At 69.2% G+C, this 24302-nt stretch carries 22 protein-coding genes, 1 tRNA gene and 1 pseudogene; 13 read left to right on the top strand and 11 right to left on the bottom strand.

Annotated elements, in window-relative coordinates:
- Positions 1–59: 59 nt before the first annotated feature.
- Together AB0N03_RS19930 and polA are read right to left on the bottom strand one after the other, a co-directional pair.
- Positions 60–593, bottom strand: coding sequence for an EF-hand domain-containing protein (locus tag AB0N03_RS19930; protein WP_364373463.1), 534 nt, complete (start codon positions 591–593; stop codon positions 60–62).
- 103 nt (positions 594–696) lie between these two features.
- Positions 697–3438, bottom strand: coding sequence for a DNA polymerase I (gene polA, locus AB0N03_RS19925; protein WP_364373461.1), 2742 nt, complete (start codon positions 3436–3438; stop codon positions 697–699).
- Positions 3439–3500: 62 nt separating this feature from the next.
- Here polA and AB0N03_RS19920 point away from each other — a divergent pair, with 62 nt between their 5' ends.
- Together AB0N03_RS19920 and AB0N03_RS19915 are read left to right on the top strand one after the other, a co-directional pair.
- Complete coding sequence (locus AB0N03_RS19920; protein ID WP_020646636.1) at positions 3501–3941, top strand: hotdog fold thioesterase; 441 nt, start codon at positions 3501–3503, stop codon at positions 3939–3941.
- 4 nt (positions 3942–3945) lie between these two features.
- Complete coding sequence (locus AB0N03_RS19915) at positions 3946–4917, top strand: LysR family transcriptional regulator (protein ID WP_364373458.1); 972 nt, start codon at positions 3946–3948, stop codon at positions 4915–4917.
- Here AB0N03_RS19915 and AB0N03_RS19910 read toward each other — a convergent pair.
- The gene (locus tag AB0N03_RS19910) at positions 4883–5653 is read right to left on the bottom strand and encodes an alpha/beta hydrolase (protein ID WP_364373455.1); all 771 of its coding nucleotides are present in this window, start codon (positions 5651–5653) and stop codon (positions 4883–4885) included. The two genes, AB0N03_RS19915 and AB0N03_RS19910, sit on opposite strands and share 35 nt — an antisense overlap.
- A gap of 560 nt (positions 5654–6213) precedes the next feature.
- On the opposite strand from AB0N03_RS19910, the gene AB0N03_RS19905 reads away from it, so the two are divergent.
- The 5 genes from AB0N03_RS19905 (at position 6214) to AB0N03_RS19885 (ending at position 11048) form a co-directional block, all read left to right on the top strand.
- A complete protein-coding gene (locus tag AB0N03_RS19905) occupies positions 6214–7368 on the top strand; it encodes a branched-chain amino acid ABC transporter substrate-binding protein (protein ID WP_364373452.1) in 1155 nt (384 codons plus the stop codon).
- A gap of 111 nt (positions 7369–7479) precedes the next feature.
- On the top strand, positions 7480–8451 hold the full coding sequence (locus AB0N03_RS19900) for a branched-chain amino acid ABC transporter permease (protein ID WP_364373449.1): 972 nt from the start codon (positions 7480–7482) through the stop codon (positions 8449–8451).
- Positions 8448–9575, top strand: coding sequence for a branched-chain amino acid ABC transporter permease (locus tag AB0N03_RS19895; RefSeq protein ID WP_364373447.1), 1128 nt, complete (start codon positions 8448–8450; stop codon positions 9573–9575). The genes AB0N03_RS19900 and AB0N03_RS19895 overlap by 4 nt, the downstream gene beginning before the upstream one ends.
- The gene (locus AB0N03_RS19890) at positions 9572–10345 is read left to right on the top strand and encodes an ABC transporter ATP-binding protein (protein ID WP_364373444.1); all 774 of its coding nucleotides are present in this window, start codon (positions 9572–9574) and stop codon (positions 10343–10345) included. Before AB0N03_RS19895 ends, AB0N03_RS19890 begins: the two co-directional genes overlap by 4 nt.
- Positions 10335–11048, top strand: coding sequence for an ABC transporter ATP-binding protein (locus tag AB0N03_RS19885; protein WP_364373441.1), 714 nt, complete (start codon positions 10335–10337; stop codon positions 11046–11048). Before AB0N03_RS19890 ends, AB0N03_RS19885 begins: the two co-directional genes overlap by 11 nt.
- Before the next feature lie 43 nt (positions 11049–11091).
- Here the strand turns inward: AB0N03_RS19885 and AB0N03_RS19880 are convergent, their stop codons facing one another.
- Both AB0N03_RS19880 and AB0N03_RS19875 read right to left on the bottom strand, forming a co-directional pair.
- Positions 11092–11616 carry a hypothetical protein gene (locus AB0N03_RS19880; protein WP_364373439.1) on the bottom strand — a complete coding sequence of 175 codons (525 nt, stop codon included), beginning with the start codon at positions 11614–11616 and terminating at the stop codon, positions 11092–11094.
- 33 nt (positions 11617–11649) lie between these two features.
- Entirely contained in the window at positions 11650–12264 is a 615-nt protein-coding gene (locus tag AB0N03_RS19875) for a response regulator (RefSeq protein ID WP_155546120.1), read from the bottom strand.
- Between the two features lie 174 nt (positions 12265–12438).
- On the opposite strand from AB0N03_RS19875, the gene AB0N03_RS19870 reads away from it, so the two are divergent.
- Positions 12439–12512, top strand: a tRNA-Leu gene (locus AB0N03_RS19870).
- A 620-nt stretch (positions 12513–13132) separates the two neighbouring features.
- Here the strand turns inward: AB0N03_RS19870 and AB0N03_RS19865 are convergent.
- From AB0N03_RS19865 to AB0N03_RS19840, 6 genes and pseudogenes are all read right to left on the bottom strand, one after another.
- A pseudogene (locus AB0N03_RS19865) lies at positions 13133–13981 on the bottom strand (recombinase family protein); the annotation flags it as partial.
- Between the two features lie 398 nt (positions 13982–14379).
- Positions 14380–14610: a hypothetical protein gene (locus AB0N03_RS19860; protein WP_364373436.1), complete on the bottom strand. Its 231-nt coding sequence runs from the start codon at positions 14608–14610 to the stop codon at positions 14380–14382.
- 121 nt (positions 14611–14731) lie between these two features.
- Positions 14732–15187 carry an XF1762 family protein gene (locus AB0N03_RS19855; protein ID WP_364373434.1) on the bottom strand — a complete coding sequence of 152 codons (456 nt, stop codon included), beginning with the start codon at positions 15185–15187 and terminating at the stop codon, positions 14732–14734.
- Positions 15178–15771 carry a recombinase family protein gene (locus tag AB0N03_RS19850; protein WP_364373432.1) on the bottom strand — a complete coding sequence of 198 codons (594 nt, stop codon included), beginning with the start codon at positions 15769–15771 and terminating at the stop codon, positions 15178–15180. The genes AB0N03_RS19855 and AB0N03_RS19850 overlap by 10 nt, the downstream gene beginning before the upstream one ends.
- Positions 15768–16601 carry a DNA methyltransferase gene (locus tag AB0N03_RS19845; RefSeq protein WP_364373430.1) on the bottom strand — a complete coding sequence of 278 codons (834 nt, stop codon included), beginning with the start codon at positions 16599–16601 and terminating at the stop codon, positions 15768–15770. The genes AB0N03_RS19850 and AB0N03_RS19845 overlap by 4 nt, the downstream gene beginning before the upstream one ends.
- An 11-nt stretch (positions 16602–16612) precedes the next feature.
- Entirely contained in the window at positions 16613–17434 is an 822-nt protein-coding gene (locus AB0N03_RS19840; RefSeq protein WP_364373428.1) for a hypothetical protein, read from the bottom strand.
- Between the two features lie 500 nt (positions 17435–17934).
- On the opposite strand from AB0N03_RS19840, the gene AB0N03_RS19835 reads away from it, so the two are divergent.
- The 5 genes from AB0N03_RS19835 (at position 17935) to AB0N03_RS19815 (ending at position 24297) form a co-directional block, all read left to right on the top strand.
- A complete protein-coding gene (locus AB0N03_RS19835) occupies positions 17935–18903 on the top strand; it encodes a hypothetical protein (RefSeq protein WP_364373426.1) in 969 nt (322 codons plus the stop codon).
- Positions 18904–19034: 131 nt separating this feature from the next.
- Positions 19035–19352 carry a pilin gene (locus AB0N03_RS19830; RefSeq protein ID WP_364373424.1) on the top strand — a complete coding sequence of 106 codons (318 nt, stop codon included), beginning with the start codon at positions 19035–19037 and terminating at the stop codon, positions 19350–19352.
- An 87-nt stretch (positions 19353–19439) separates the two neighbouring features.
- On the top strand, positions 19440–21302 hold the full coding sequence (locus tag AB0N03_RS19825; protein ID WP_364373422.1) for a hypothetical protein: 1863 nt from the start codon (positions 19440–19442) through the stop codon (positions 21300–21302).
- On the top strand, positions 21299–22474 hold the full coding sequence (locus AB0N03_RS19820) for a PrgI family protein (protein ID WP_364373420.1): 1176 nt from the start codon (positions 21299–21301) through the stop codon (positions 22472–22474). Before AB0N03_RS19825 ends, AB0N03_RS19820 begins: the two co-directional genes overlap by 4 nt.
- Entirely contained in the window at positions 22471–24297 is a 1827-nt protein-coding gene (locus tag AB0N03_RS19815) for a DUF87 domain-containing protein (protein WP_364373419.1), read from the top strand. The genes AB0N03_RS19820 and AB0N03_RS19815 overlap by 4 nt, the downstream gene beginning before the upstream one ends.
- Positions 24298–24302 lie beyond the last annotated feature (5 nt).

Here is a 24302-nt window from a genome sequence, read left to right as displayed (position 1 = left end):
ACCGTGGCTCCGTCCGGCGGTCTGCCCGAAAGAGCACCCGACACTGCACCGCTTGACCGTCAAACCCGGCCGAAGACCGCGCTCCCCGGGGCCGCCGGGTCGTCGCCCGCCCAGAACTCGTACCAATGGCCCGTGAACTCGTCGTGGGACAGGCGGCCGTCGCCGTCGGTGTCCAGGAAGGCGAACACCTCGTCCGTCGGGGTGCCGGCGCCGCTCCAGGCCTCGATCATCCGGCGGTACTCCGCCGCCGAGATCGTGCCGTCGCCGTTTTCGTCCACCGCTTCGAACATCGCCGACGCGGTGCCGGTGACCGCGCCCGGCGTCTTCGGGAGCTCGTCGACGACGCCGAGGACGTCGTCGAGGCTGACCTTGCCGTCGCGGTCGCGATCGGACGCGTCGCGCAGCGTCGCCCACCAGCCCATCATGATGGTGGCGAGCTTCTCCCCCTCAAGCGTGCCGCCGTCGGTGCCGCGGAGGTCGAGCCATCTCGCCGTGAGCGCCCGGAAGTCGGACTCGGTCAGGTAGCCGTCGTCATCGGTGTCCATCGCGCCGAACACGCCGGAGATCTTGCGTCGCTGGAAGTCACTGGCCATGCACGAAGCATCGTCCCGGCAACGAGCACCCGACGACGTCCGCCCGAGTACACCCGCGCCACGACCCGGTGATCCGAATCGCGACGCTGAGTGAACCCGGACGTCAGTGCGCGGCTTCGTTCCAGGACCGGCCGTAGCCGACCGAGACCTCCAGCGGCACGGCCAGCTCGTAGGCCGACCCCATGCCGTGGCGCACGAGCTTCTCCAGCTCCTCGCGCTCCCCGTCGGCGACCTCGAGCACCAGTTCGTCGTGCACCTGCAGCAGGATCCGGCTCTTCAGCTTCGCCTCGACCAGCGCGCGGTGGACGTTGAGCATCGCGACCTTGATGATGTCGGCCGCGCTGCCCTGGATCGGGGCGTTCAGCGCCATCCGCTCGGCCATCTCGCGGCGCTGGCGGTTGTCGCTGTTGAGGTCCGGCAGGTAGCGGCGGCGGCCGAAGACCGTCTCGGTGTACCCGTTCTTCGCCGCGACGCCGACGACCGAGTGGAGGTAGTCGCTGATCCCGCCGAAGCGGTCGAAGTACGCCTCCATCTGCGCCTTGGCGTCCTCGGTGGAAATCCGCAGCTGTTGCGAGAGCCCGTACGCCGACAGCCCGTACGCGAGGCCGTACGACATCGCCTTGACGCGGTAGCGCAGCTCCGGCGTGATCTCCTCCGGCGGCATCGAGAACGCCCGCGACGCGACGAACGTGTGCAGGTCCTCGCCGGAGTTGAACGCCTCGATGAGGCCCGCGTCCTTCGACAGGTGCGCCATGATCCGCATTTCGATCTGGCTGTAGTCCGCGGTCATCAGCTCGGTGAAGCCCTCGCCGACCACGAACGCGTCACGGATGCGGCGGCCTTCTTCGGTGCGGACCGGGATGTTCTGCAGGTTCGGCTCGGTCGAGGACAGGCGCCCGGTGGCCGCGATGGTCTGCAGCAGCGTCGTGTGGATGCGCCCGTCGTCGGCGACGGCCTTGATCAGGCCTTCGACGGTCGTACGCAGCTTCGTCGCGTCCCGGTGCTCCAGCATGTGCTGCAGGAACGGGTGCTCGGTCTTCTCGAACAGGCCCTGCAGCGCCTCGGCGTCGGTGGTGTAGCCGGTCTTGGTGCGCTTGGTCTTCGGCATGCCGAGCTCGTCGAACAGCACGACCTGCAGCTGTTTCGGCGAGCCGAGGTTGATCTGCTTGCCGATCACCGCGTACGCCTCGTCGGCCGCCTGCGTGACGCGCGAGAGGTAGTGCGCCTCGAGCGAGGTCAGCTGCTCCAGGTCGACGGCGACGCCGGCGATCTCCAGCGCGGTGATGACCTCCAGCAGCGGCAGCTCCAGCTCGGCGAGCAGCCGCGCGCCGCCGGTCTGCTCGAGCTCCTTGTCGAGGGCGCCGGCCAGCTCGAAGATCGCGCGGGCCTTGACCAGCTCTTCGTCGATCTCCTTCTGCTCCAGGCCTTCCACGCCGCCGTCGAGCAGCGACAGCTGTCCGTCGCCGCCGTCGGTCTCCGAGCGCAGCTCGCGGTGCAGGTACCGCAGCGCGAGGTCGTCGAGCTCGAAGGTGCGCTGCCCGGGCCGCACGAGGTAGGCGGCGAGCGCGGTGTCCATGGCGAGCCCGGTCAGCGTCCAGCCGCGGGAGTGGATGGCGTGCAGCGGGACCTTGAGGTCGTGGCCGGTCTTGCGGATCTTCGGGTCGGCGAACCACGCGGCGAGGGCGGCGTCGTCGGCCTGATCCATCGCCGTCACGTCGACGTACGCGCCTTCGCCGTCGGCCGATGCGAAGGCGACCGCGCGCAGGTCGGACCGGACCGACGCGCCCGCGGTGCGGAAGGCCAGCGCCACCGGCTCGCCCTCGCCCGCGTGCGCCGCGAGCCAGGCCGCGAGCTCGCCCGGGGCGAGCGCGGACCCCGAGACCTCGAAGCCTTCGTCGGCCTCGGGTTCGGCGCTTTGAAGCGTCGCGAACAGCCTGTCCCGCAGGACGCGGAACTCCAGCTCGTCGAACAGCGCGTGCACGGCCTCGCGATCCCACGGGCGCAGTTCCAGCCCGGCCGGGGCGATCTCCAGCTCCACGTCGCGGATCAGCTCGGTGAGCTGGCGGTTCAGCTGGACCGAGCTGAGGTGGGCGCGCAACGCCTCGCCTGCCTTGCCCTTGACCTCGTCGACGCGGTCGATCAGGTCGTCGAGCGAGCCGAACTGCTTGATCCACTTGGCGGCGGTCTTCTCGCCGACGCCGGGGATGTTCGGCAGGTTGTCCGAGGGGTCGCCGCGCAGCGCGGCGAAGTCCGGGTACTGCCGCGGGGTGAGCCCGTACTTCTCCTCGACGGCGTCCGGGGTGAACCGCGTCATCTCCGAGACGCCGCGCTTCGGGTACAGCACGGTGACCTGGTCGGTGACCAGCTGCAGCGCGTCGCGGTCGCCCGTACAGATGAGGACGTCGAAGTCCTCCGCCGTCGCCTGCGTCGTGAGCGTGGCGATGATGTCGTCGGCTTCGAAGTTCTCCTTCGTCAGCGACGGGATGCCGAGCACGTCGAGGACTTCCCTGACCAGGTCCACCTGGCCGCGGAACTCGTCCGGGGTCGCGCTGCGGTTCGCCTTGTACTCGGCGAAGGTCTCCGAGCGGAACGTCTTGCGCGAGAGGTCGAACGCCACCGCGAGGTGGGTCGGCGTCTCGTCGCGCAGCAGGTTGATGAGCATCGAGGTGAACCCGAAGACCGCGTTCGTGACCTGCCCGGTCTTGGTCTTGAAGTTCTCCGCGGGCAACGCGAAAAACGCGCGGTAGGCCATCGAATGGCCGTCGATCAGCAGCAGCTTCGGCCGCTCGGCGACACCGGTCGTTCCTGTGGCGTTGGCAACGGTCGTCTTCTCACTCGGGCTCACGGAGCCGAGTCTAGGCTGAGGGTCCGACACTCTTACGTGTCGCATAGGAACAGGAGCTTTGCGTGACCGAAAGTGCCGCCCCCATCGACGTGGACCGGCTGTCGGGGATCGACCCGGCCGCCGCGGACCAGCAGCTGAACGACAAGGTCGGCATGAAGCTGCTGGAAGCGACCGCCGAACGCGTGGTCGGCACGATCCCGGTCGAGGGCAACCTCCAGCCGTACGGCCTGCTGCACGGCGGCGCCAACGCCGTGCTCGCCGAAGCGCTGGGCTCGACGGTCGCCGCGCTGAACGCGGGCCCGGGCCGCGCGGCGATGGGGCTGGAGCTCTCCTGCACGCACCACCGGGCCGTCCGCTCGGGCACCGTCACCGGCGTCGCGACGCCGCTGCACGTCGGGCGCGGCACCATCACCGCGGAGATCGTGCTGACCGACGACGAGGGCCGGCGCACCTGCACCGCACGGCTCACCTGCGTCGTCCGGGACCGCCCGCCGGGCGCCTGAGCCGGTGGACCTCGACCTCGCCCAGGTACGGGCGTTCGTCGTGACCGCGGAGCAGCGCCACTTCGGGCGCGCGGCCCAGGCGCTGTTCCTCACCCAGCAGGCGCTGTCGAAACGGATCCGGAAGCTCGAGGACACCCTCGCGACGCCGTTGTTCCTGCGCACCAACCGTTCGGTCGAGCTCACCGCCGAGGGCGAGCGCTTCCTCCCGCACGCGCTTGAGCTGGTGCGGGTGGCCGACGCGGCGGTGGCCGCGATGGGCGCCGACGACCGGCCGCTGCGCCTCGACGTCGTCGACTTCCGGCTCTCCCCCATGTTCGTGCTGCGCCGGCTCGCCGCGCGCGAGCCGGCGATGCGGATCGACCGCGTCGCCGGTGGCGGCTTCGCCAACGCCGTCGAGCCGCTGCTGACCGGCCGGCTCGACGCCGCCATCGGCCGGGTCACCGGCTTCGGCGCGCCGCTGCCCGACGAGCTGGAGCACCGTCCGATCCGGCTCGAGCCGCTGGTCGGGCTGCTCGCCCCGGAGCACCCCCTGGCCCAGCAGGACGTGCTGCGGCTCGACGAGCTGCGCACCGAGGGCATCTGGCTGCCCGGGTCCGGTGGGGCCGCGGAATGGCTGTCCTACCTGCAGGCGATGTGCGCCCGGTTCGACGTGCCGATCGACGACTCCGGCGTCAGCTACGACCTGCGGCACACGCTCGAGCAGACGCGGTACGGCAAGCGGCGCGTGACCCTCGCCGGCGCCGACATGGAGCTCGCGCCCGACCTCGACCTGAAAGTGCTGCCGTTCGAGCCGTCCCCGCTGTTCCCGTGGTCGCTGGTCTGGCGGCGCGGGAAAGCGCACCCGGCGCTGCGGCGGCTCCTCGCCCTGGCCGGGCGCACCAGTCGTGAAGAGGACTGGTGCGCCTACGACCCGGAGCACGCCTGGCTGCCGGAGGACGACCTCAAGCTCGCAACCACCGCGCGAACCACTCGCTGAACGCCGCGTCGACCTGCTTCGCGGCCGGCGTCCCCGGTGCGAACTCGTGCGCCATCCCGTCGACCGTCACCAGCTCGGTCCCCAGCTTCTCGCGCAGCGCCTCCGCCGGTTCACGCACGGCGACGTCGTCGTCCGCGCCGGCGACCAGCAGCAGCGGCGTGGTCAGCTCCCCGGCCCGGCGCACGAAGTCGTAGTGGCCGGCGACCTCCCGGGACCGCGGGGTCCACGGGTAGGTGACGTCGAAGAGCCGCTCGTTGCGGCCGATCACCGGCGCCAGCTGCGCGACCGGGCTGACCACGGCGGCGGCCTCGACGGCGACGTCCCCGCGGGCGAGCACCTCCAGCGCCACCAGCGAGCCCGCCGAGCCGCCGAAGACGCCGAGCGGGCCGTCCGCGCCCGGAAGCCGGTCCCGCAGCTCGGCCAGCGCCGCGGGGAACTCCGCCACCGCCTGCTCAGTGACCGGCCCGAAGACGTTCAGCACCGCGTCCTCGCTCGCCAGCCGGAACAGCTCCGCCGGACCGCCCTCGGGCAGCCGGGCCCCGGTCAGCGGCAGGCCGAAGTACACCCGCCACGCCGGCAAGCCGCTCATCGGCACCGCCTCGGCGAAGGTCTGCTCGCTCGCGGGCACCTCCATCAGGTGCCAGCCCGCCACCAGCGCCGCCGGCGCCGCCGGGTCCGCCGGCGGCAGCGCCACGAACGGCACGCCCGCCGCGGTGCCCTCGACCACTTCCCGCATCCTGTCTCTCCCTGTCTCTCGCCTGCCCCCAGCCAACCGCCGGGGAGCGGGGCGGGTCCAACAGCCGTTCGGGCACCCACGACAACCGATGGTTGTGACCGCGGTGCCCGAAGGGGCAGCCGTTCGGGCAGACCTGCCGGTCCCGGTCAGCGGGGCCGGTCCGTTCGGCCGCCGAACCGGACGTAAGGTGCATCCCTACGGTGGTGCCCGCCTCGCGGCGCCCCCGCCAGGGTGAACAGCGGGTCGACGGGAAACCGGCCACGCACCGTCCGCCGAAATGGGCGATGACATACCGGGGAAACACGGCTGTCACCCATTCGCAGAACAAGCCCCGATACTTAGCATCGCTGCGTGACCAGCGGCGGGCTGTAACGAAACGTCGTTCGGCTTTTCGTGCAATTCGTGTCGGTTGCGATCGTCACGATGTGGACACAGAGTAGTGAGGCCGCCTGTGCACATGACGGGCGAGAGGGATATCTTCCTGCCCTAACCTAGCCCCTGTGTCGGGGGCAACGCCCTACCGGCGGCTGGTTGGTTATGGGAGGTAGTCGGTGTCAGGAGTGCGTTTTGGACGGGTTCTCGCCCTCGCAGCGGCGACGTCGCTCGCGCTGGCGGGCTGCGCCGGTGGCGGCTCGTCCAGCAACAGTGGTGACGGAAGCACGCTGAAGATCGGGTTCATGGGCGACCTGACCGGGGAGAACTCCGGGATCGTGATCCCGCCCAACAACGGCGCCAAGCTCGCTATCGACGAGTACAACGCCACCAACCCGAGCGTCAAGCTCGAGCTGAAGAACTACGACAGCCAGGGCAAGCCGGAACAGGCCACCTCGCTGGTGCAGACCGCGATCGGGACGGACAAGATCACCGCCCTGATCGGCCCGGCGTTCTCCGGTGAGTCGAAGGCCGTCGGCGGCGTCCTCGAGCAGGGCAAGGTCCCGAGCGTGTCGCCGTCGGCGACCAACCCGGGTCTCGCCGCGAACGGCTGGAAGTACTGGCACCGCGTCGTCGCGAACGACAACGACCAGGGCCCCGCGATCGCGAACTTCCTCATCACGGCGAAGTCGCCCAAGAACGCGTACGTCCTCTCGGACGACCAGGAGTACAGCGTCGGCCTCGCGGACGCGTTCGAGAAGACCTTCAAGGACAAGGGCATCACGACCGAGCGCGACAAGTTCGCCAAGGACGCGTCGGACTACTCGTCGACCGTGCAGAAGGTCAAGGCGGCCAACCCGGACGTCATCACCTTCGGTGGTTACTACGCCCAGGGCGGCCGGCTGCTCAAGCAGCTCCGCGACGGCGGCGTGAAGGCCATCTTCGCCACCGGTGACGGCTCGCTCGACCCGCAGCTGGTCTCGGGTGCGGGTGCCGCGGCGGCCGACGGTGCCGTCATCGGCTGCCCGTGCAACATCCCGGACGCCGGCGCGACGAACGAGTTCGCCACCAAGTACAAGGCCAAGTTCAACGTCGACCCGGCGATCTACGCGACCGAGGGCTACGACGCGGCGACCGCGATCATCAACGCGGTCAAGGCGGGCAACACCACCGGCGAGAAGATCAACGACTTCCTCAAGACCGAGGACTTCAAGGGCGCGTCGAAGCAGATCAAGTTCAAGGAGAACGGCGAGCCGCAGACGAACGCGATCTACGTGTACCAGGTCGTCGGCGGGGTCATCAAGAACCTCGGCGACTCGACCGCCGCCAAGATCACCGGCTGACGGAGCTAGTTAACACCTAACGGGAGCGGGGGCGCTGTGCTCGGACACAGCACCCCCGCTCCCCGCCAATGTGGCGACCATCCTCGCCCCGTCAGGTAAGGCAACTACGTCATGTTCCAAGATCTGCAGAGCCAGTTTCTGGGCAGCACCATCGGCGGCCTGGTAGCCGGCTCCATCTACGCCCTCATCGCCCTCGGCTACACGATGGTCTACGGCGTGCTGAGGCTGATCAACTTCGCGCACTCCGAAATCTTCATGATCGGGACGATGACGTCCCTGTTCATCCTCATCGCCATCGCCGGTGGCACCGCCCCGATCACCGTCGGCGTGTTCGGGATGATCGGCATCCTCCTGCTCATCGCGGTGTCCTCGGCCGCCGTGTCCGGCGGGTCGGCCATCGTGCTGGAGCAGCTGGCCTACCGGCCGCTGCGCAAGAAGGGCGCGACCCGGCTGGCCGCACTGATCTCCGCAATCGGCGCCTCCCTGTTCCTGCAGGAGCTGTTCGGTCTCGCGATCATCCCCGCGCTGTCGGACAAGGCGGGCAAGGTCCAGCAGAACGCGCCCCGGTTCGTGCCGCACGAGGAGCTGTTCCGGATCGGCAACGGCGTCGTGCGCACCGACCACGTCTTCGTCGTCATCGCCGCCGTCGTCGTGATGGTCGTGCTCGACCAGCTGGTCAGCCGCACGCGCATCGGCCGCGGCATCCGGGCGACCGCGCAGGACCCCGAAGCCGCCGTGCTCATGGGCGTCAGCATCGACCGCATCGTCCGGATCACGTTCCTGCTCGGCGGCGCGATGGCCGGTGTCGCCGCGGCGCTCTACGTCATGGAGTACGAAAACACGGACTACCGGGTCGGCTTCCTGCTCGGCATCAAGGCGTTCACCGCGGCCGTCCTCGGTGGTATCGGCAACCTGCGCGGCGCCCTCCTGGGCGGCATCGTGCTGGGCCTGGTCGAGAACTGGAGCTCCATCTTCCTCGGTTCCGAGTGGAAGGACGTCACCGCGTTCGTGGTCCTCGTCCTCGTGCTGATGCTCCGGCCCACCGGCATCCTCGGTGAATCCCTCCAGCGAGCACGCGCATGAAAGGCGACGGAGTGGCTGACAACAACGAAACCCCGGCGCGCAAGGGTTTCCACCCCGTCGACGGGATGCGCGACTGGTGGGCCGACGCGCCGCACTGGCAGCGCTACGGCGTGTACCTCGCCCTGCTCGTCCTGGTCCTGATCCTGCCCGCGCCGTGGATCGGCGCGTTCATGTCGCCGTACTCGGACTGGACGACCGTCCTGATCTTCCCGGTCGGCACCTACATCCTGCTGGCCGTGGGCCTCAACATCGTGGTCGGCCACGCGGGCATGCTCGACCTCGGCTACGTGGCGTTCTTCGCGATCGGCGCCTACACGTGGGCGTCGATCGGCACGACCTACGGCTGGTCGTTCTGGCCGACGGTGGTGATCGGCATCTTCCTGGCCTCGGTGTCGGGCGTCATCCTCGGCGCACCGACGCTCCGGCTACGCGGCGACTACCTGGCGATCGTGACACTGGGCTTCGGTGAGATCGTCCGGATCACGGCGAACAACACCGACGGCATCGGCGGCGCGCGCGGCATCACGAACGTCCCGCACCCCGAGCCGCTGTTCGGCATGGAGTTCTTCCTCGACCCGGCGCCGTACTACTACCTGATGGTGTTCGCGATCGTGCTCGTCATCGTCTTCTCGGTGCGGCTCACCAAGAGCCGGGTCGGGCGGGCGTGGGCGGCGATCCGCGAGGACGAGGACGCGGCCGAGCTGATGGGCGTGCCGACGTTCAAGTTCAAGCTGCTCGCCTTCGCGATCGGCGCGATGATCGGTGGCTTCGCCGGCACGATCTACGCCAGCAAGGCCGTGTTCATCGAGCCGAACAACTTCCCGTTCATCCTGTCCGCGACCATCCTGGCCGCGGTCGTGCTGGGTGGGTCCGGCAACCTGCCGGGCGTCATCCTCGGGGCGTTCGTGATCGCGTGGCTGCCGGAGCGGTTCCGCCAGTTCAACGACTACCGCGTCCTGATCTTCGGTGCCGTCCTGGTGCTGATGATGGCGCTGCGGCCGGAGGGCCTGCTGCCGTCGCGGCAGCGCAAGGCCGAACTACGGGAAGGAACCGGTGGCATGGGCGCGCTGGGCGCGGAAGTGGCCGGCCCCGACTCCGAGGCTTCGGCGGAGGTGACGAAGTGAGCGCGCTGCTCGAATTCGACAACGTGACCATGCGCTTCGGCGGCGTCACGGCGTTGCGCGAGGTCAACCTCACCATCAACGAGGGCGAGATCTTCGCCCTCATCGGCCCGAACGGCGCGGGCAAGACCACGGTGTTCAACGTGGTCACCGGCGTCTACCAGCCGACCGAGGGCGAGGTCCGCTTCGACGGCGACCGCATCGACGGCATGAAGCGGTTCAAGGTCACCAAGCGCGGCGTCGCCCGGACGTTCCAGAACATCCGGCTGTTCCACAACATGTCGGCGCTGGAGAACGTCATGGTGGGCGTCGACGCGCACCACAAGACGGGCGCGATCGGCGCGACGCTCGGCCTGCCGTGGCACCGCAAGGAAGAGAAGCAGGGCCGTGAACGGGCCCGGGAGCTGCTCGACTTCGTCGGCATCGGCCGGGTCGAGCACAACGTCGCGAAGAACCTCTCCTACGGCGACCAGCGCCGGCTGGAGATCGCGCGGGCCCTCGCCACGGACCCGAAGCTGCTCCTGCTCGACGAGCCGGCCGCGGGCATGAACCCGGCGGAGAAGAACTCGCTGCAGGCGCTGATCCGCAAGATCCGGGACGACGGCCGCACGGTGCTGCTGATCGAGCACGACATGGGCCTGGTCATGCACATCAGCGACCGGCTGGCGGTGCTCGACTTCGGCCAGAAGATCGCAGAAGGGCTGCCGCACGAGGTGCAGAACAACCAGAAGGTGATCGAGGCTTATCTGGGGGTGTCCGAAGATGCTTCTTGAGGTCGAGGACATCAACGTCCACTACGGCAAGATCGCGGCCCTCAAGGGCATGAGCATCCAGGTCGGCGAGGGTGAGATCGTCTCCCTCATCGGGGCCAACGGCGCCGGCAAGACCACGACGCTCAAGACGATCTCCGGGCTCCGTCCGCTCACCAGCGGCCGGATCCTGTTCAACGGCCAGGACATCTCGAAGACCCCGGGGCACAAGCGCGTGCTGCTCGGGATCGGCCAGTCGCCGGAGGGCCGGGGCGTGTTCCCCGGTATGACGGTGCAGGAGAACCTCCTGATGGGTGCCTATACCCGCAAGGACGACCTCCAAGCCGACCTCGCCGAGGTCTACGAGCTGTTCCCCCGGCTCGCCGAGCGCAAGACGCAGTTCGGCGGCACGATGTCGGGCGGCGAGCAGCAGATGATCGCCATCGGCCGCGCGCTGATGACGAAGCCGAAGGTGCTGCTGCTCGACGAGCCGTCGATGGGCCTGGCGCCGATGCTGATCGCGCAGATCTTCGACATCATCCGCGAGATCAACAAGCGCGGGACGACGGTGCTGCTGGTGGAGCAGAACGCCCAGCAGGCGCTGAAGCTGTCGGACCGGGCGTACGTGCTCGAAACGGGCCGTGTGGTCCAGAGCGCGCCCGGGGCCGAACTGCTGAACGACCCGAAGGTGCGGGCCGCCTACCTCGGTGGCGACCTCGGCGTCTGAGTGGCTTTTTTTGGGGGCCCGGCTTCGTGCCGGGCCCCCTTTTTCACAGCTTGATGTCGGTGCCGTTGGCGTTCTTCATGTCGGTGATGGTCGGGCCACCGAACGCCCTGACGGCGACCGGCTTCCGGTCCTTGGGGATGTCCCAGTAGAGGTCGAACTCGACGCGCACGCCGTGCCCGAGGTCGAACTGGCCGGGCTGGCGCTTGATCAGCATGGCCTGCTCGTCCGGCGGGTGGGTGGCGCCCTGGTCGTCGACGAGCAGCTGGCGTTTCGTGTCGAACAGGACGCTCGAGGTCCCGGTGTTGGTGATCACGAGCCGCAGCCGGACGAACTGGCCCTTGGCGGGGAACTCGGTGTGGCTCCCGGTGATGCTGGGCAGGCCCGCGGCCAGGCCGATCAGCGAGAACTCGGTGTCACCGTTCTTCGCGAGCGGCACTTTGAGGGCGGTCTCGTCGGGCCGGACCTGGCGCGGCGGCAGCTCATAGGTCGTCGGCGCGGGCGTGCTGGGCGCCGCGGCGTCGCACCCGGCCAGCAGTGTGAGGGCGACGACGGCCGGCAGCAGTTTCACACTCGTGATTCTGCCCGCCGGCCGTCGGTCCGGCTAGGTTCCGATGCTTTCGACGACGGCCTCGGCGACGGCCTTCATGGTGGTCCGGCGGTCCATGGCGGTGCGCTGGATCCAGCGGAAGGCATCGGGCTCGGTGAGGCCTTGGCGGCTCATGAGCAGGCCCTTGGCGCGGTCGATGACCTTGCGCGTCTCGAGCCGGTCGGTGAGCCCGGCGACCTCGGCCTCGAGGGCCTGCAGCTCGGAGAACCGGCTGACGGCGAGCTCGATGGCGGGCACGAGGTCCCGCTTGGCGAAGGGCTTGACGAGGTAGGCCATGGTGCCGGCGTCCCTCGCCCGTTCGACCAGGTCACGCTGGCTGAAGGCGGTGAGGATGACGACGGGCGCGATCCGGTCACCGGTGATCTTGGCGGCGGCCTCGATGCCGTCCAGCTTGGGCATCTTGACGTCGAGGATCACGAGGTCGGGCTTGAGATCGGTGGCGAGGGAGATGGCCTGCTCGCCATCCCCGGCCTCACCAACGACTTCGTAGCCCTCTTCACGCAACATTTCGACGAGGTCCAGCCGGATGAGCGCCTCGTCCTCGGCGACGAGCACCCGACGCTGCGGCACGGTGGCGGCACCGTTGGCCTCGGTAGCCTGATCGGTCACCGGGGTCCTCCTGAAGATTCGGCGGGACGGTCGGTTTCGCGGCTTCCCGCGAACCTGAAGCCTACCGGGAACGATCCAGAAGCAGAGATGGCGTTCACCACGTAGTGGCGGGCGCGACACTCTGCGCCCCGGTAACTCGCCGGACACAGTGATCCCGTAGAGTCACTACGTCACGCCCCCGTAGCCCAACTGGCAGAGGCAACGGATTCAAAACCCGTCCAGTGTGAGTTCGAATCTCACCGGGGGCACCCGCAGCAATCACACCAGCGTCGACCTGCGGCTTCGCCATCCGGACGACTTCCGCGTCCGCTGCGGCTGTGGCCACCTCCTCGATCCTGTCGCCAGGCAGTGTGATGTCGATCATGGCGTGATCCGTTTCGTGGTCGATGCTGACGTGGAGTTTCGTGAGCTCGTAGAGCCGGACCTGGAGTTCGGCCGGCGCGCGGTGAAGGTTGACCGCCAGGTGCGGCAGCAGGTCGAGAACGTCGAGGTCCTCGCGGGTGGCTGTGGTCGGCGATTGCTGGTCGTCCTGGTCGAGTTGGGCGATCTGATCCAGCACGAGCTGACGTTCGGCCCCGATCGCGTTGTACCGGTCCTTCAGACCCTGGGTGAAGGGATCACCGGGGGCTGCATCCTCGGCCTGGCTGAGGATGTTGCTTTGCTTGCGAGCGAAGTCCGCGGCTCGCTTCTCCAGCCGAACTCGACGCTCGCGCCGTTCGGTGCGTTCCCGATCGTCGGCCTGATCCAGCTGCGGGGCGAGCAGGTCGATCCGGCGGTGACCGAACAGGTACTCGGCATACACGTGGTTGACCGCGGCAAGGATGGCGTCCTCGCGCATGTACACCGTCTGGGGATGGTCCGCGAACTTGTCCAGCCGACCGCGGTTGTTGTTCTTCGGCCAACAGCGGTAGTAGTTGTGCCCGCGGTGGTGATGCCCGAGCATCCGCCGACCGCAACGGCAGACCACCCGACCGCGAAGCAAGTAGGCCCGCTTGGTGTTCGGATGCAGGTTGAGGTCACTTCCGTCCCGCGACCCGCGCTTCGCCAGCCGACGCTCGACCAGCTCGTCGTACATCCACTTCGGAATCAACGGCTCATGCGCAGGCTCAACCGACCACACCCACATCTCCGGCGGGTTGACCACACCGGTGCCACCCCGGCTGCGCCGAGCGCGACGGTTGTAGACCTGGTAGCCGGTGTACTTCGGGTTCTTCAGCACATCGGCCACCGCAGACTTCGACCACGCTCCCCTGGCACGCCGGCCACCGGGCGGTTCCGGCGGCGGGTGTGCTTCCAGGTCCGCGTTCAGCCGCTCGGCGATCGTGTCGAAGCCCAGTTGCTCGTGATAGCGCCACTGGGCCATCAACGTGACCGTCTCGGCCCGCTGCCCGTCCGGCTCCAGGCGGGTCTTCGTGATGCCCTTCTCGGCCTTGACCGGGTTCGGGTGTCGGTACTTCTTCGCCCGGTAGCCGTAAAGCGCCTTGCCGATGTTGTAGCCCTCGCGGACGTGCGTGCACGTCCCGCCCCAGGACTGCTCCAGCATGTTGAGCACTTCGTACTCGGCCACCGACTGGTTGATCCGCCGTTGCAGGATCTGCTGGGCACGACCACCGGTGAGCATGATCGGCTCGTTCGAGGCGAACACCGTCACACCGGCGTCCTCCAGCCGACGCTCGACGCTCAACGTCTCGTACATCTTGCGCGCGATCCGCGACATCGACTCGCACATCACGACGTCGAACCGACGGCCTGGCCTGCCCGCTTCAGCCAGCAGGTCGCCGATCCCACCGTCGCGAGCGATCGGGATGTCGAAGCGCTCGTAGTTCGACTTCCGGCTTCGCTTGTCCAGCTCCATGCGTCCGGACTCGACGTCGTAGAAGTGCGCGACGATCACCCAGGAATCGGGCAACGCGACCTTGGACCGCTCCAGCTGGCGGAGCAATGACTGCCGCGGATCTTGGTGCTCCTCGGTCGACGTCCGGCCCACCCACGCGACCCGGACCTCCTTCGCGCGCAATGCCAGCGGCAGCGCGAACGGTGAGACCGCCAGGTCGGACATGCCGGTGTGCCCGGCCCGTGCGGCGACGGCAGGAGATGGAGGATTGGCAGCCTCGGTCATGCGGCACGCTCCTGCGAGTCGTCTACGGATTCGGCGCCAAGCTCGCGATCTTCACGTGCCCAAGCAAGCAGGTCTCGCAGCACGGTCGCGAGTTCGCCTGCAAGCCAGGCCGCCTCAGCACCGCGTGCTTCATGAACAGCAGCGCTGAACTCCCACTGCCGTTGCGCTTCGATGGCTGCAGCGCGCCGACCATGCGGGAATTGAATGACGTCCTCCGCGCCTGCCATGCGTCACCTCCCCCGACCCTCGTGCTCGCTCGGACCTTGGCGATCTCGGCCAGCTGTACCAGCTGAAACAGCTGGCACACAAGACGAATCACCCCAGCACGCACAAGCCTGAAGCGACTGTCTACTTTCCGGCGCAAATTTCCCACCGAGTTCGGCGGACGTTGTCGACGCCCCGCGAGGGGCGCGGCCGAGACGCCGTTGTCCAGCCCGGGCGGGGCCGGAGATCGGCAACGGGGAGCAGGCCCGCGGCACGCAAACTCGCGCCGCTCTCGCCCGCTTGTGTGTAGCTGATGAGGCGCACGTACCCCATGGCTCGCGCCGCGCGCCAGACAGCGCCGTACAGCTTCGAGTTCGCGTTCGGCTCGCCGACGGTGCAGCTGCGCGTGACTTCGAGCGTGACACCGTCATCAAGGCACCGAGCGACGGGACGGCCGGCTGTCGCCACACCGACCAGTTCGTCTCCGCGCGCGACGCCAATCGCGAACTTCATTCCGCGAGGTGGTCGGTGGTGCCGGTGGTGCGCGTCGATGAACGCGCAGGCCTGTCGGAAAGTCACGGGAACGATCTTCAAGCGCACCGCGGCTCATCCCCCGTCCGGGGCTGGGCACGCTGGAACACGCGCTCGTCGACCAGCGGCTCGTGTACCTTCGGCGCCGAAGTCACCCACTGCTCGACGGGAGCCGGACGGCCGGCCACGGTGCGCGCCCAGACCTGGCGCCCGGTGTACTTGACGTTGGCGACGATCCGCTGGACGGCCTTGCCGGTCCACTGACCGCCGGGCACCGGAGGCGGGTACTGGCGCGGATCCCCGTTGAGCCGGACGGCGATGGCGGCGAACGTCAGGCCGTCTTCGGCGCGCCAGCTGAAGATCTGCTTCACGACCGCGGCGGCCTGCCAGTCCGGGACGAGAACCGCCCGCAGCTTGCCGCGTCCGGCAGGCTCAATCACGCGGATGCGCAGGGCACGGTAGCCGTAGGGCGGCGGGCCGAGCTGATAGCCGGCGCGGACGACTTCGGCCATTGCCGCGCGGGCACGCCGGGTGGTCTCGGCGTGGTGGGCAGCGAGGAGGAGCTCGTCACCAAACTGGACTTCGGAGTCGGCGAGAGACCTGCCCGACCACAGAGTTGTCCATAGCTTGGACAGCCATCGTGGCCACGTCATGCCGCTCGCCCCCAGCCGGGGCTTGCAACGGTTTTGACGGGCAGCCGGCCGACCTCAGCGGCGGCGAGTTCAGCGTCGTGAACGAGCTGGAAAACGAGCACTTCGAGGTGGGCGACGACCGCGGTCTGCGCTCGGTCCGCGGCGCGGCGTTCGGCGAGGGAGGCGTGAGTCACGAGGCGGCTGCCGCGCAGTTCGGCTGTCAGGGCCACGCACCGCTCGATCGGCGCCAGCCCGGCCGAGACGCCGGCCGCGATGAGCGGCGTGGTCAGGTCGGTCAGGGAACCGTCGGCCCGGCGGCGGGGACGCGAGACGACGGCGACGTATCCGCCGGAACGCAGCAGTGGCTCGCAATGGACCAGCGTCGTGGAGAGCTCTGCGACGACGACTTCCGCAGCTGCCGAGTTTGTACCGGTCGTGCGGTCCGGCGCGGTACGCAGGCTGGTCAGGATGAGTCCGACTCGTCCGAGCAGCCCGGCGGCCCGAACGGTCGAGAGCACCTTCGGCCGCGCGTCGAGGACCGAGCCGTCGCACCAAGCGCCCCCGGCCTTGGCCGCGGTGACGTTGGCGCGAGCCAGCTTCCACCATCGGCTGTGGGCGGTCAGTCCGAGCGCATGTCGTCCGGCGCGCAGCGCTTCGGCAAGCACGGTGCCAGCGCCGCAATCCGGGTCCAACACGAGGTCGCCGGGACGCGAGTACGCGGCGATCGCGTGCGCAGCGACCGCCGGTGGAATTCGCTCGGTGTCGGCTTCGGTGCCGGGTACGAAGCCCGCGTCGCGAAGCTGCGTGAGCAGGTCACGCTGACCGGTCGACCAGACCGACAGCGGTGCCATAGAGCGCTCATTCATCGGAGGTCTCCCCCGCCGTCGGTCCCGGACATCGACGTCGGCCGGCGGGTGAACACGAGGAGGTCATCGTGCACGGGGAGGTGCCGGACGGGCGCCGCAAAGATCTGCGCGGCCGGCGCCGCGGCGGCGAGCGCGCCGTCCCGCACCGGAACGCGCAGCAGGGCGACGCGGTCGAGGTAGCGCAGTCCCACGTGGTGCGCGCCGCGCACGAGCGAACCGGCCGAGTTTATGAGGCGACCTGGTTCGCGATGACCGTGTGTGATCACGGCAAGCGTGCCCGTTGAGGTGAGCAGATCGGCCCAGTCAGCCGGACGGAACCAGTCGAGGGCGCGCGGTTCGGCCGCGGTGATGACCAGGTCGTAGCGGTCCGGACCGGACGTTGACGTGACCGGGTCCGGCCCGCAACCGTACCCTGCGAACTCGTCGGGGACGAGACCGCGAGCGAGCGGTCCGGGTCCGGACTCGGACTCGTCCGGTGCGTCGCCGTGCTGCTCGCCAACCGGCCCCGGGTTGGCGACAGCAGTCTGCGTCCGGACGCCGCGACCGAGTCGGAAGACGGTCCAGCCTGCCTCGTGCACCCCGGCATACGGTCCGGGCAGAGACCGGGCGCGGGGACCACACGCCGGCCGCGAGGCAGACGGTGCGAGGTAGGGCGCGGGCTCGACGAGAAGCACCCGTTGACCGGGCCGGGTGTAGGTCGTGACGATCTTGATGATCGCGGTGAGGAGCCAGCCGGCGAGCAGTCCAGTACCCGCGAGGACGTCGTCCTGAGCGCACGGCCAGACGGTGCTCGGCCGAGCTGGGCGGGGATGGCGCAAGTTGACCCGGTGCCTTGTGCGCCGCCTCCGCGGATGCGGGATTGGGATGGTCGGCGGGTCGGAGACGCCGTGCTCGTTCGAGCTGCCTTCTGGCGGGTCATCGTGGTGTGACGGGGTCATCGCGGTTTCCTCCGAGCGGTGGACGCTATGCGTTCTGACACCTCTCAACTCCGCATTTCGACCGCAGTTTGGACATGCGCCATCGAGCTTCTTTTCACATCCCGATTGATGTCGAAGGGGGGACCGCCAAACGAGCTAATAGCGCCGCACTAGCGGGCAACTATAACGCCACGTCAGACGCGTAACGCAACGTTTTGTCCAGTCAGCTCCAAGCGAGATGTTGATCTTGACGTCCAGCCTGGTCAGGACTGATTAGTAGGCCGCTAGTAGCTATCCGAAAATCCGCCAAAGACGCCTAGCAGCGAACTGGTATTTGCGTGGTACGAGGCCTGGCTTCATGACGTCGTTCTTATTCGCGTCGACGCCGTAGGAGCCACGACATGGCCACACAAACCGCCTTTCGCCGCCGTCGCAGCGAGGCAGCACCGAACTCCTTGGATATCGCCCGCGACACGTTCACCTTGTTGGTGACGGGGCCACATCCGGTCTCGCTGAACGGCAGATTGTTCACCGGCCTCCCGGACGAGGAAATCCCGCTGGACGAGGTCCGCGACCGGCTGCTGGCGCGCCGGTGCCCGCAGGCGACGCGGGATGCGGTCTGGGCGCACCTGGTGTTGCGCTCCCGGACCGAAGGGGCGACCTGGACCGTCGCTGCGGTCGGCGTCGCACTGCCCGCGCTGACCTCCGTCGCGGCCATTCTGTCCAACCGGTTCGCCGGCGATCCGGCCGACGTTCACGCCGAGGTCCTGCGTGGCTTCCTCGCGGCGCTGTCGACCATCGACCTGCGCCCGCCGCGGATCATGTTGCGGCTGCGCTGGGCCGCGTACCGGTCCGGCTACGACGCTCTCGCCGAGGCGTTGGCGAGTCCCACTCCGGTCGCGCCGGGCTTCCGATCGACGCCGCCGCACGCGCCGTGGGGTCACCCGGATCTCGTCCTCGCCCGTGCCGTCGCGGACGGAGTCCTGACCGAGACCGAAGCCGCGCTGATCGGTGCGACCCGGTTGGAAGAGGTGTCGGTCGCGGACTGGGCCGCGCGGCACCAGGCCGGCGAGTGGGCGGTCTACAAGGCACGCAAACGCGCCGAGCGCCGGCTCGCCGCGTACTTGCGCGAAGGCGCCGTCGAGACCGATCCGACCGACCCCTTGGTCGATCAGGTGGCTACCGCTGTGGCCCTGGCCTCACCCCCTCGCGAGATGCCCCAGTCGTCACCATCCGTGTTCACCGCAGACGGCGACGCGAAGCGGAAAGTTCGGGGCCGCGTGTCCAAAACGGACGCGGATTCCGGAGTTCAGGGCTGCGGGACGAACCCGCGCTCAGCCCGAACTTCGGAGGTGACCCAATGCGCGTGATCGATGCCGAGAGCGGGCCGCGTAGTGCTCGTCTCGACGGCGGCACGCCGCCGGACCGGACCACGGATACGAGCTCGACACTGTCGAATGCTCCGACCATTCGGCGAGGACGCCGTCGGCGGTGGTCGCACGTGGTGCTGGTGGTCGAGCTGTCGGCCGTCGCGTTGCTGGTCTCGGCGTCGGCGGGTCACGCCGACACGATGGTCGTCGCCCTCGCCGGCTCGGTCACCGCCGTCCTGGACAACGTCCGCAACTGGATCATGGGCATCCTGGCTGGCCTGGCCACGGTGTTCCTGTCCATCGGCGGCGTCCGCTACGTGATGGGCGGCGGCGACCCCGGCGAGGTCGAGAAGGCCAAGACGGCCTTCAAGTCCGCGGGGTGGGGCTACGGTTTGGCGGCGCTCGCGCCGCTGGTCGTGGAGATCCTCAAAGGGATCGTGGGGGCCTGACCGATGGCCGTCAGCACCCTGCCCACGGTTCGCCCGTACCGCCGGTCCGGCAGCCCGCCCGAGACCGCTGCCGCGGCGGATCGACCGATGCTCGCCCCCGTCCGCGACGCCGGCCAGCAGGTCTCCATCCGGCGGCGGCGCCGGCGAGCGGGCTGGCTGCTGGTGCTGACCGTCGTGCTCCTGGCCGGCATCCTCGCGGTCAACGCGTGGGCCTCGTCGGCCGCGCCTCGGCAGCCGCCGGAGGACCCGCCGCTGCCTCCGCCGACCGCGCTGCCGACGCCCACGACGTGCAGCTTCCCCGGCCAGCTCGGCTGCACATCGTCGACGCCGACCACCACGCTGAGCAAGCCGTGCACGGGCGAGGACTGTATCCCGCAGCCGACTCCGCCGGCGCCGAGCACGAACCCGCAGCAGCCGGGCACCGGAAGCGGTGACAGCGACTCGGACTGCGGCATCACCGACGTCGGCGCGTGCATCACCGAGGCCATCAACTCGGCGTTCCGCAGTGTCGTCGACGACGCGCTGGATCCGATCCTCGAGCTGATCGGCCACACCGCGCTGTCCACGCCGACGATCAGCGACCTGCCCGGCATCGGCGAGCTCTGGAACAGCTCCTGGGAGATCGTGGTCGCCGCCTACGGACTGCTCATCCTGCTCGGCGGCATCCTGCTGATGGGCCACGAGACCGTCCAGACGCGCTACTCGATCAAGGAGATCGGGCCACGCATCCCGATCGCGTTCATCGCCTCGGCGCTCTCGCTCTTCTTCGCCGACAAGCTCATCCGGCTGGCCAACGGCCTGACCCTGGGTGTCCTCGGAGACGGAGTCAACGCGCCCTCGCTGGGCAACACCTTCCAGGAGGCCGTCCAAGGCATCCAGACCGGCGGGCTCTTCATCATCTTGGTCGCGCTCGTGCTGGTGGTCCTCGGCCTCGGCCTCCTGGTCGTCTACGTCGTCCGGATCGTCATCACCCTCGTCCTGATCATCAGCGCGCCGTTCTTCCTGATGTGCCACGGGCTGCCCCACACCGAGCCGCTGGCGCACTGGTGGTGGAAGGCGATCACCGTGACGACAGGCGTTCAGTTCGCCCAGGCGCTGGTGCTGATCACCGCGGTACGCACGTTCCTGTCCGGCGGCGTGCACCTGTTCGGCTCGACGCTGTCCGCGCTCGGCACGCTGATCGCCGCGATCGCTCTGTTCTTCGTCCTGTTCAAGATCCCGTTCTGGATGCTGAAGGCCGTCAAGGTCGGCTCCGGCCGCTCCTTCCTCGGAGGTTTGGCGCGCGCATACATCGCGGCGAAAACCTTCGGCATGGTCGCCGGCAAGACCGGCGCGTTCGGCAAGGCCGGCGCCGCCGGTGCGACGAAGAACGCCGGTCGCGGCGGCGGCGCGGCGGCCGACCCACCATGGCCGGCACAACCGCGTATGGCGCCCAACCCCGAAGCGATCAACCGACGGCTCAAAGCGGCCCACGACGCCGAACGTGCCCGCGCAGCCCAGCGGCCGACGCTGCCCTCACAAGCGCCGCAGTTCCTGCAGCCCTCACCCCAAGACAGCACCCACGACCCCGCCGTGATCCCGGCGAACCAGGGACCGACCATGCCCGAATTCAGTTCCGCGCCGACGCCTGTCTCGCCCACGCCACAACGAAGGCCACGGTCGGCAACTCCGCAATTTCAAACCGCCGGCGGGCCGCGTCGACGTGGCGGCACATCGCCATCGGCTCGCCCGATCCGGTCAGCGTCGGTGCCACCGCAGTTGCAGTTCCGTCCAGCGACGCCGCCCGCACCACAACCGCTCCCAGCCAAACCGACCTCCGCACCTGCCGCGCCGGCATTCCGGCAGGCGGCGCCGGAGCTCCGCCTCGGTGATGCCCATCGCCGTACCCAGTCCGTTCCGCCGCCGATGTTCCGCGCGCCAAAGCCAGCCACCGGAGGTGAAGCGAAATGAGCCAACCCGTCCGGATTCCCGCCGATGTCGACCGCGAAGACCGGGTGATCGGTCCGCTCACCGCGCGACAGCTGCTAATCCTGACCGTCACCGGGATCGTGCTGTACGGGACGTACACGGTCACCCGCGCGTTCATCCCGCTGGCGGTGTTCCTGGTCATCGCCATCCCGATCGGCGTGACTGCCGCCTTCCTCGCATTGGGTCAGCGCGACGGCGTCTCCCTCGACCGGCTCGTGCTGGCGGCGCTGCGCCAGCGGCTGAGCCCTCAGCACCGGGTCGCTGCGCCGGAGGGCGTCCGGCCCGCACCCGAGTGGATCGGCCAGGCCGCGAGCCCGACGAGTTCTTCGACGTCGGCGATCGCACCGGCCGCGCTCCGGCTACCCGCCGAAGGGATCACCGATACCGGCGTCATCGACCTCGGCAAGGACGGCGCCGCCGTGGTCGCGGTCTGCTCCACGATCAACTTCGGGCTGCGCACGCCTGCCGAGCAGGAGGCGCTCGTCACCTCCTTCGGCCGGTACCTGCACTCGCTGACCGCGCCGGTCCAGGTGCTCGTCCGGGCGGAACGGCTGGACCTGTCGGGGCAGATCGGGAAACTTCGCGAACAGGCCGGCGGGCTGCCGCACCCCGCGCTGGAACGGGCTGCGCGTGAGCACGCCGAGTACCTCGATCAGCTCGGCCGCGCGACCGACCTGCTGCGGCGCCAGGTCCTGCTGATCCTGCGAGAGCCGCTGCGAACCAGCGGCCCGACCGACGGACTGGGCGGTGCCTCGCCGCTGGCCGCGTTGTCGGCGCGACGCAGGGCTGCGAGGCAGGTTGCTTCGATCGACGACGCCGCCCGACGCGCCGCCGAAGTGCGGTTGGTGCGTCGGCTGGGCGAGGCGGTGGAACTGCTGTCGCCGTCCGGGATCGTGGTCACCCCACTGGATGCCGGCCAGGCCACCGCCGTCCTCGCCGCGGCGTGCAACCCCGACAGCTTGATCCCGCCGAACTCCGACCTCGCCGGCTCCGACGAGGTCATCACCACCGCCCCGGACGAGAGCTGGAACGACACCGCGTTCGGCCGCACCGCGTTCGCCACCGAAGACGCGTTCGGCGCTGCCGAGCCCGGGTGGGAGGACGACGAAGACTCCGACGACTACGACGACGTCGCGAGGAGGGACCGCCGATGAAGAGGACCAGGCACCGTGACGCCGCAAGCAGGCAGGCACCCGTCGGGCAGGCCGGCGCGTTCACCCCGGATGCCATCTCCGTGCGTCCCCGAGCGCTCGAAGTCGGCGGCGAATGGGTCGCATCGTTCGCCGTCACCGGCTACCCGCGCGAGGTTCATCCCGGCTGGCTGCAGCCCCTGCTGACTTATCCCGGACGAGTCGACGTCTCGCTGCACATCGAGCCGATCGACCCCGTCACCGCGGCCAACCGGCTGAAGAAGCAGCTGTCGAAGCTGGAATCCGGTCGTCGGCACACCAGCGACAAGGGACGGCTGATCGACCCCCAGGTCGAAGCAGCCACCGAGGACGCCTACGACCTGTCCGCGCGAGTCGCCCGCGGCGAGGGCAAGCTCTACCGGCTCGGGCTCTACCTCACCGTGCACGCCGCGACCGAGGAGGCGCTCGGCGACGAGGTCGCCGCGATCCGGTCGCTGGCGGCATCGCTCCTGCTGGATTGCAAACCCACCACCTACCGGAGCCTGCAGGGGTGGATCACCAGTCTCCCGATGGGCCTGGACTTGGTCGGGATGCGCCGCACCTTCGACACCAGCGCGCTGTCTGCGGCGTTCCCATTCACGTCACCAGACCTGCCGCCGCCGGACCCGACCTCGGTCGGTGCCCCGAGCGGCGTGCTCTACGGCTTCAACGTCGGGAGCCAAGGGCTCGTCCACCACGACCGGTTCGCCCTCGACAACCACAACAGCGTGATCCTCGGCCGGTCCGGCGCCGGCAAGAGCTACCTGGTGAAGCTCGAGCTCCTGCGCAGCCTGTACCGCGGAATCGAGATCCACGTCATCGACCCGGAGGACGAGTACGCCCGGCTGGCCGCCGCGGTCGGCGGCACCTACGTCCATCTCGGCGCCGAACAGGTCCGGCTGAACCCGATGGACTTGCCGATCCACACCCGGCCGGACGGACGCCGGACAGCTCCCCGCGACGCGCTCATCCGGCGCAGCCTTTTCCTGCACACCGTCATCTCGGTGCTGCTCGGCAGCGAGCTCGCCGCGACTGAACGGGCCGCGCTCGACCGGGCGATCACCGCGACCTACCAGCGCGCCGGCGTCACGTCGGATCCGCGGACCTGGACCCGACCGGCGCCGCTGCTGGCCGACCTTGCGGAGGTCTTGGCCGAGGAAGAGGGGGCGGACCTCGCAGCGCGGCTACAGCCGTTCACCACGGGCGCGTTCTCCGGGCTGTTCTCCGGTCCGACCACGACACGGCCCGAGGGCCACCTCGTCGTGTTCTCGCTGCGCGACCTCCCCGGCGAGCTCAAGGCGATCGGCACGCTTCTCGCGCTCGATGCGGTGTGGCGCCAAGTGTCCAATCCCGCCATCCGCAAACCCCGGCAAGTCGTCGTCGACGAAGCCTGGCTGCTGATGAAGGACCCCGCCGGCGGCGAGTTCCTCCTCCGGATGTCCAAGGGCTCCCGCAAGTGGTGGGGCGGCGTCACGGTGGCGACCCAGGACGCCCCCGACGTGACGAGCACCGACCTGGGCAAGGCGATCATCGCGAACGCGGCGACGCAAATCCTGCTGCGCCAGGCACCGCAGGCAATCGACGAAATCAGCCGGATCTTCGACCTCTCGCAGGGCGAACGGCAGTTCCTCCTCACCGCCGACCGCGGCCAAGGACTGCTCAGCACCGGCACGCAACGAGTGGCGTTCCAGTCCATCGCGTCGCCGGTCGAGCACCAGCTCGTCACGTCGAACCCCGCCGAGCTCGCTGAGTATTCCGACACCTCCGCGGAGGTCGAAAGCTCCTTCGTCGATCTCGAAGCCGCCTGAAATTT

It is taken from the genome of Amycolatopsis sp. NPDC051061 (assembly GCF_040682935.1).
Classification (GTDB): Bacteria; Actinomycetota; Actinomycetes; order Mycobacteriales; family Pseudonocardiaceae; genus Amycolatopsis.
Note: the sequence above shows the minus strand (reverse complement) of the source record. Positions and strands in the feature narration are given on the sequence as shown.

Excerpts from the sequence above, each read along its gene's own strand:
- AB0N03_RS19930 (WP_364373463.1), bottom strand. The coding sequence starts at position 593 with ATGGCCAGTGACTTCCAGCGACGCAAGATCTCCGGCGTGTTCGGCGCG.
- AB0N03_RS19910 (WP_364373455.1), bottom strand. The coding sequence starts at position 5,653 with ATGCGGGAAGTGGTCGAGGGCACCGCGGCGGGCGTGCCGTTCGTGGCG.
- AB0N03_RS19900 (WP_364373449.1), top strand. The coding sequence starts at position 7,480 with ATGTTCCAAGATCTGCAGAGCCAGTTTCTGGGCAGCACCATCGGCGGC.
- AB0N03_RS19895 (WP_364373447.1), top strand. The coding sequence starts at position 8,448 with ATGAAAGGCGACGGAGTGGCTGACAACAACGAAACCCCGGCGCGCAAG.
- AB0N03_RS19885 (WP_364373441.1), top strand. The coding sequence starts at position 10,335 with ATGCTTCTTGAGGTCGAGGACATCAACGTCCACTACGGCAAGATCGCG.
- AB0N03_RS19860 (WP_364373436.1), bottom strand. The coding sequence starts at position 14,610 with ATGGCAGGCGCGGAGGACGTCATTCAATTCCCGCATGGTCGGCGCGCT.
- AB0N03_RS19850 (WP_364373432.1), bottom strand. The coding sequence starts at position 15,771 with ATGACGTGGCCACGATGGCTGTCCAAGCTATGGACAACTCTGTGGTCG.
- AB0N03_RS19845 (WP_364373430.1), bottom strand. The coding sequence starts at position 16,601 with ATGGCACCGCTGTCGGTCTGGTCGACCGGTCAGCGTGACCTGCTCACG.
- AB0N03_RS19835 (WP_364373426.1), top strand. The coding sequence starts at position 17,935 with ATGGCCACACAAACCGCCTTTCGCCGCCGTCGCAGCGAGGCAGCACCG.
- AB0N03_RS19825 (WP_364373422.1), top strand. The coding sequence starts at position 19,440 with ATGCTCGCCCCCGTCCGCGACGCCGGCCAGCAGGTCTCCATCCGGCGG.
- AB0N03_RS19820 (WP_364373420.1), top strand. The coding sequence starts at position 21,299 with ATGAGCCAACCCGTCCGGATTCCCGCCGATGTCGACCGCGAAGACCGG.
- AB0N03_RS19815 (WP_364373419.1), top strand. The coding sequence starts at position 22,471 with ATGAAGAGGACCAGGCACCGTGACGCCGCAAGCAGGCAGGCACCCGTC.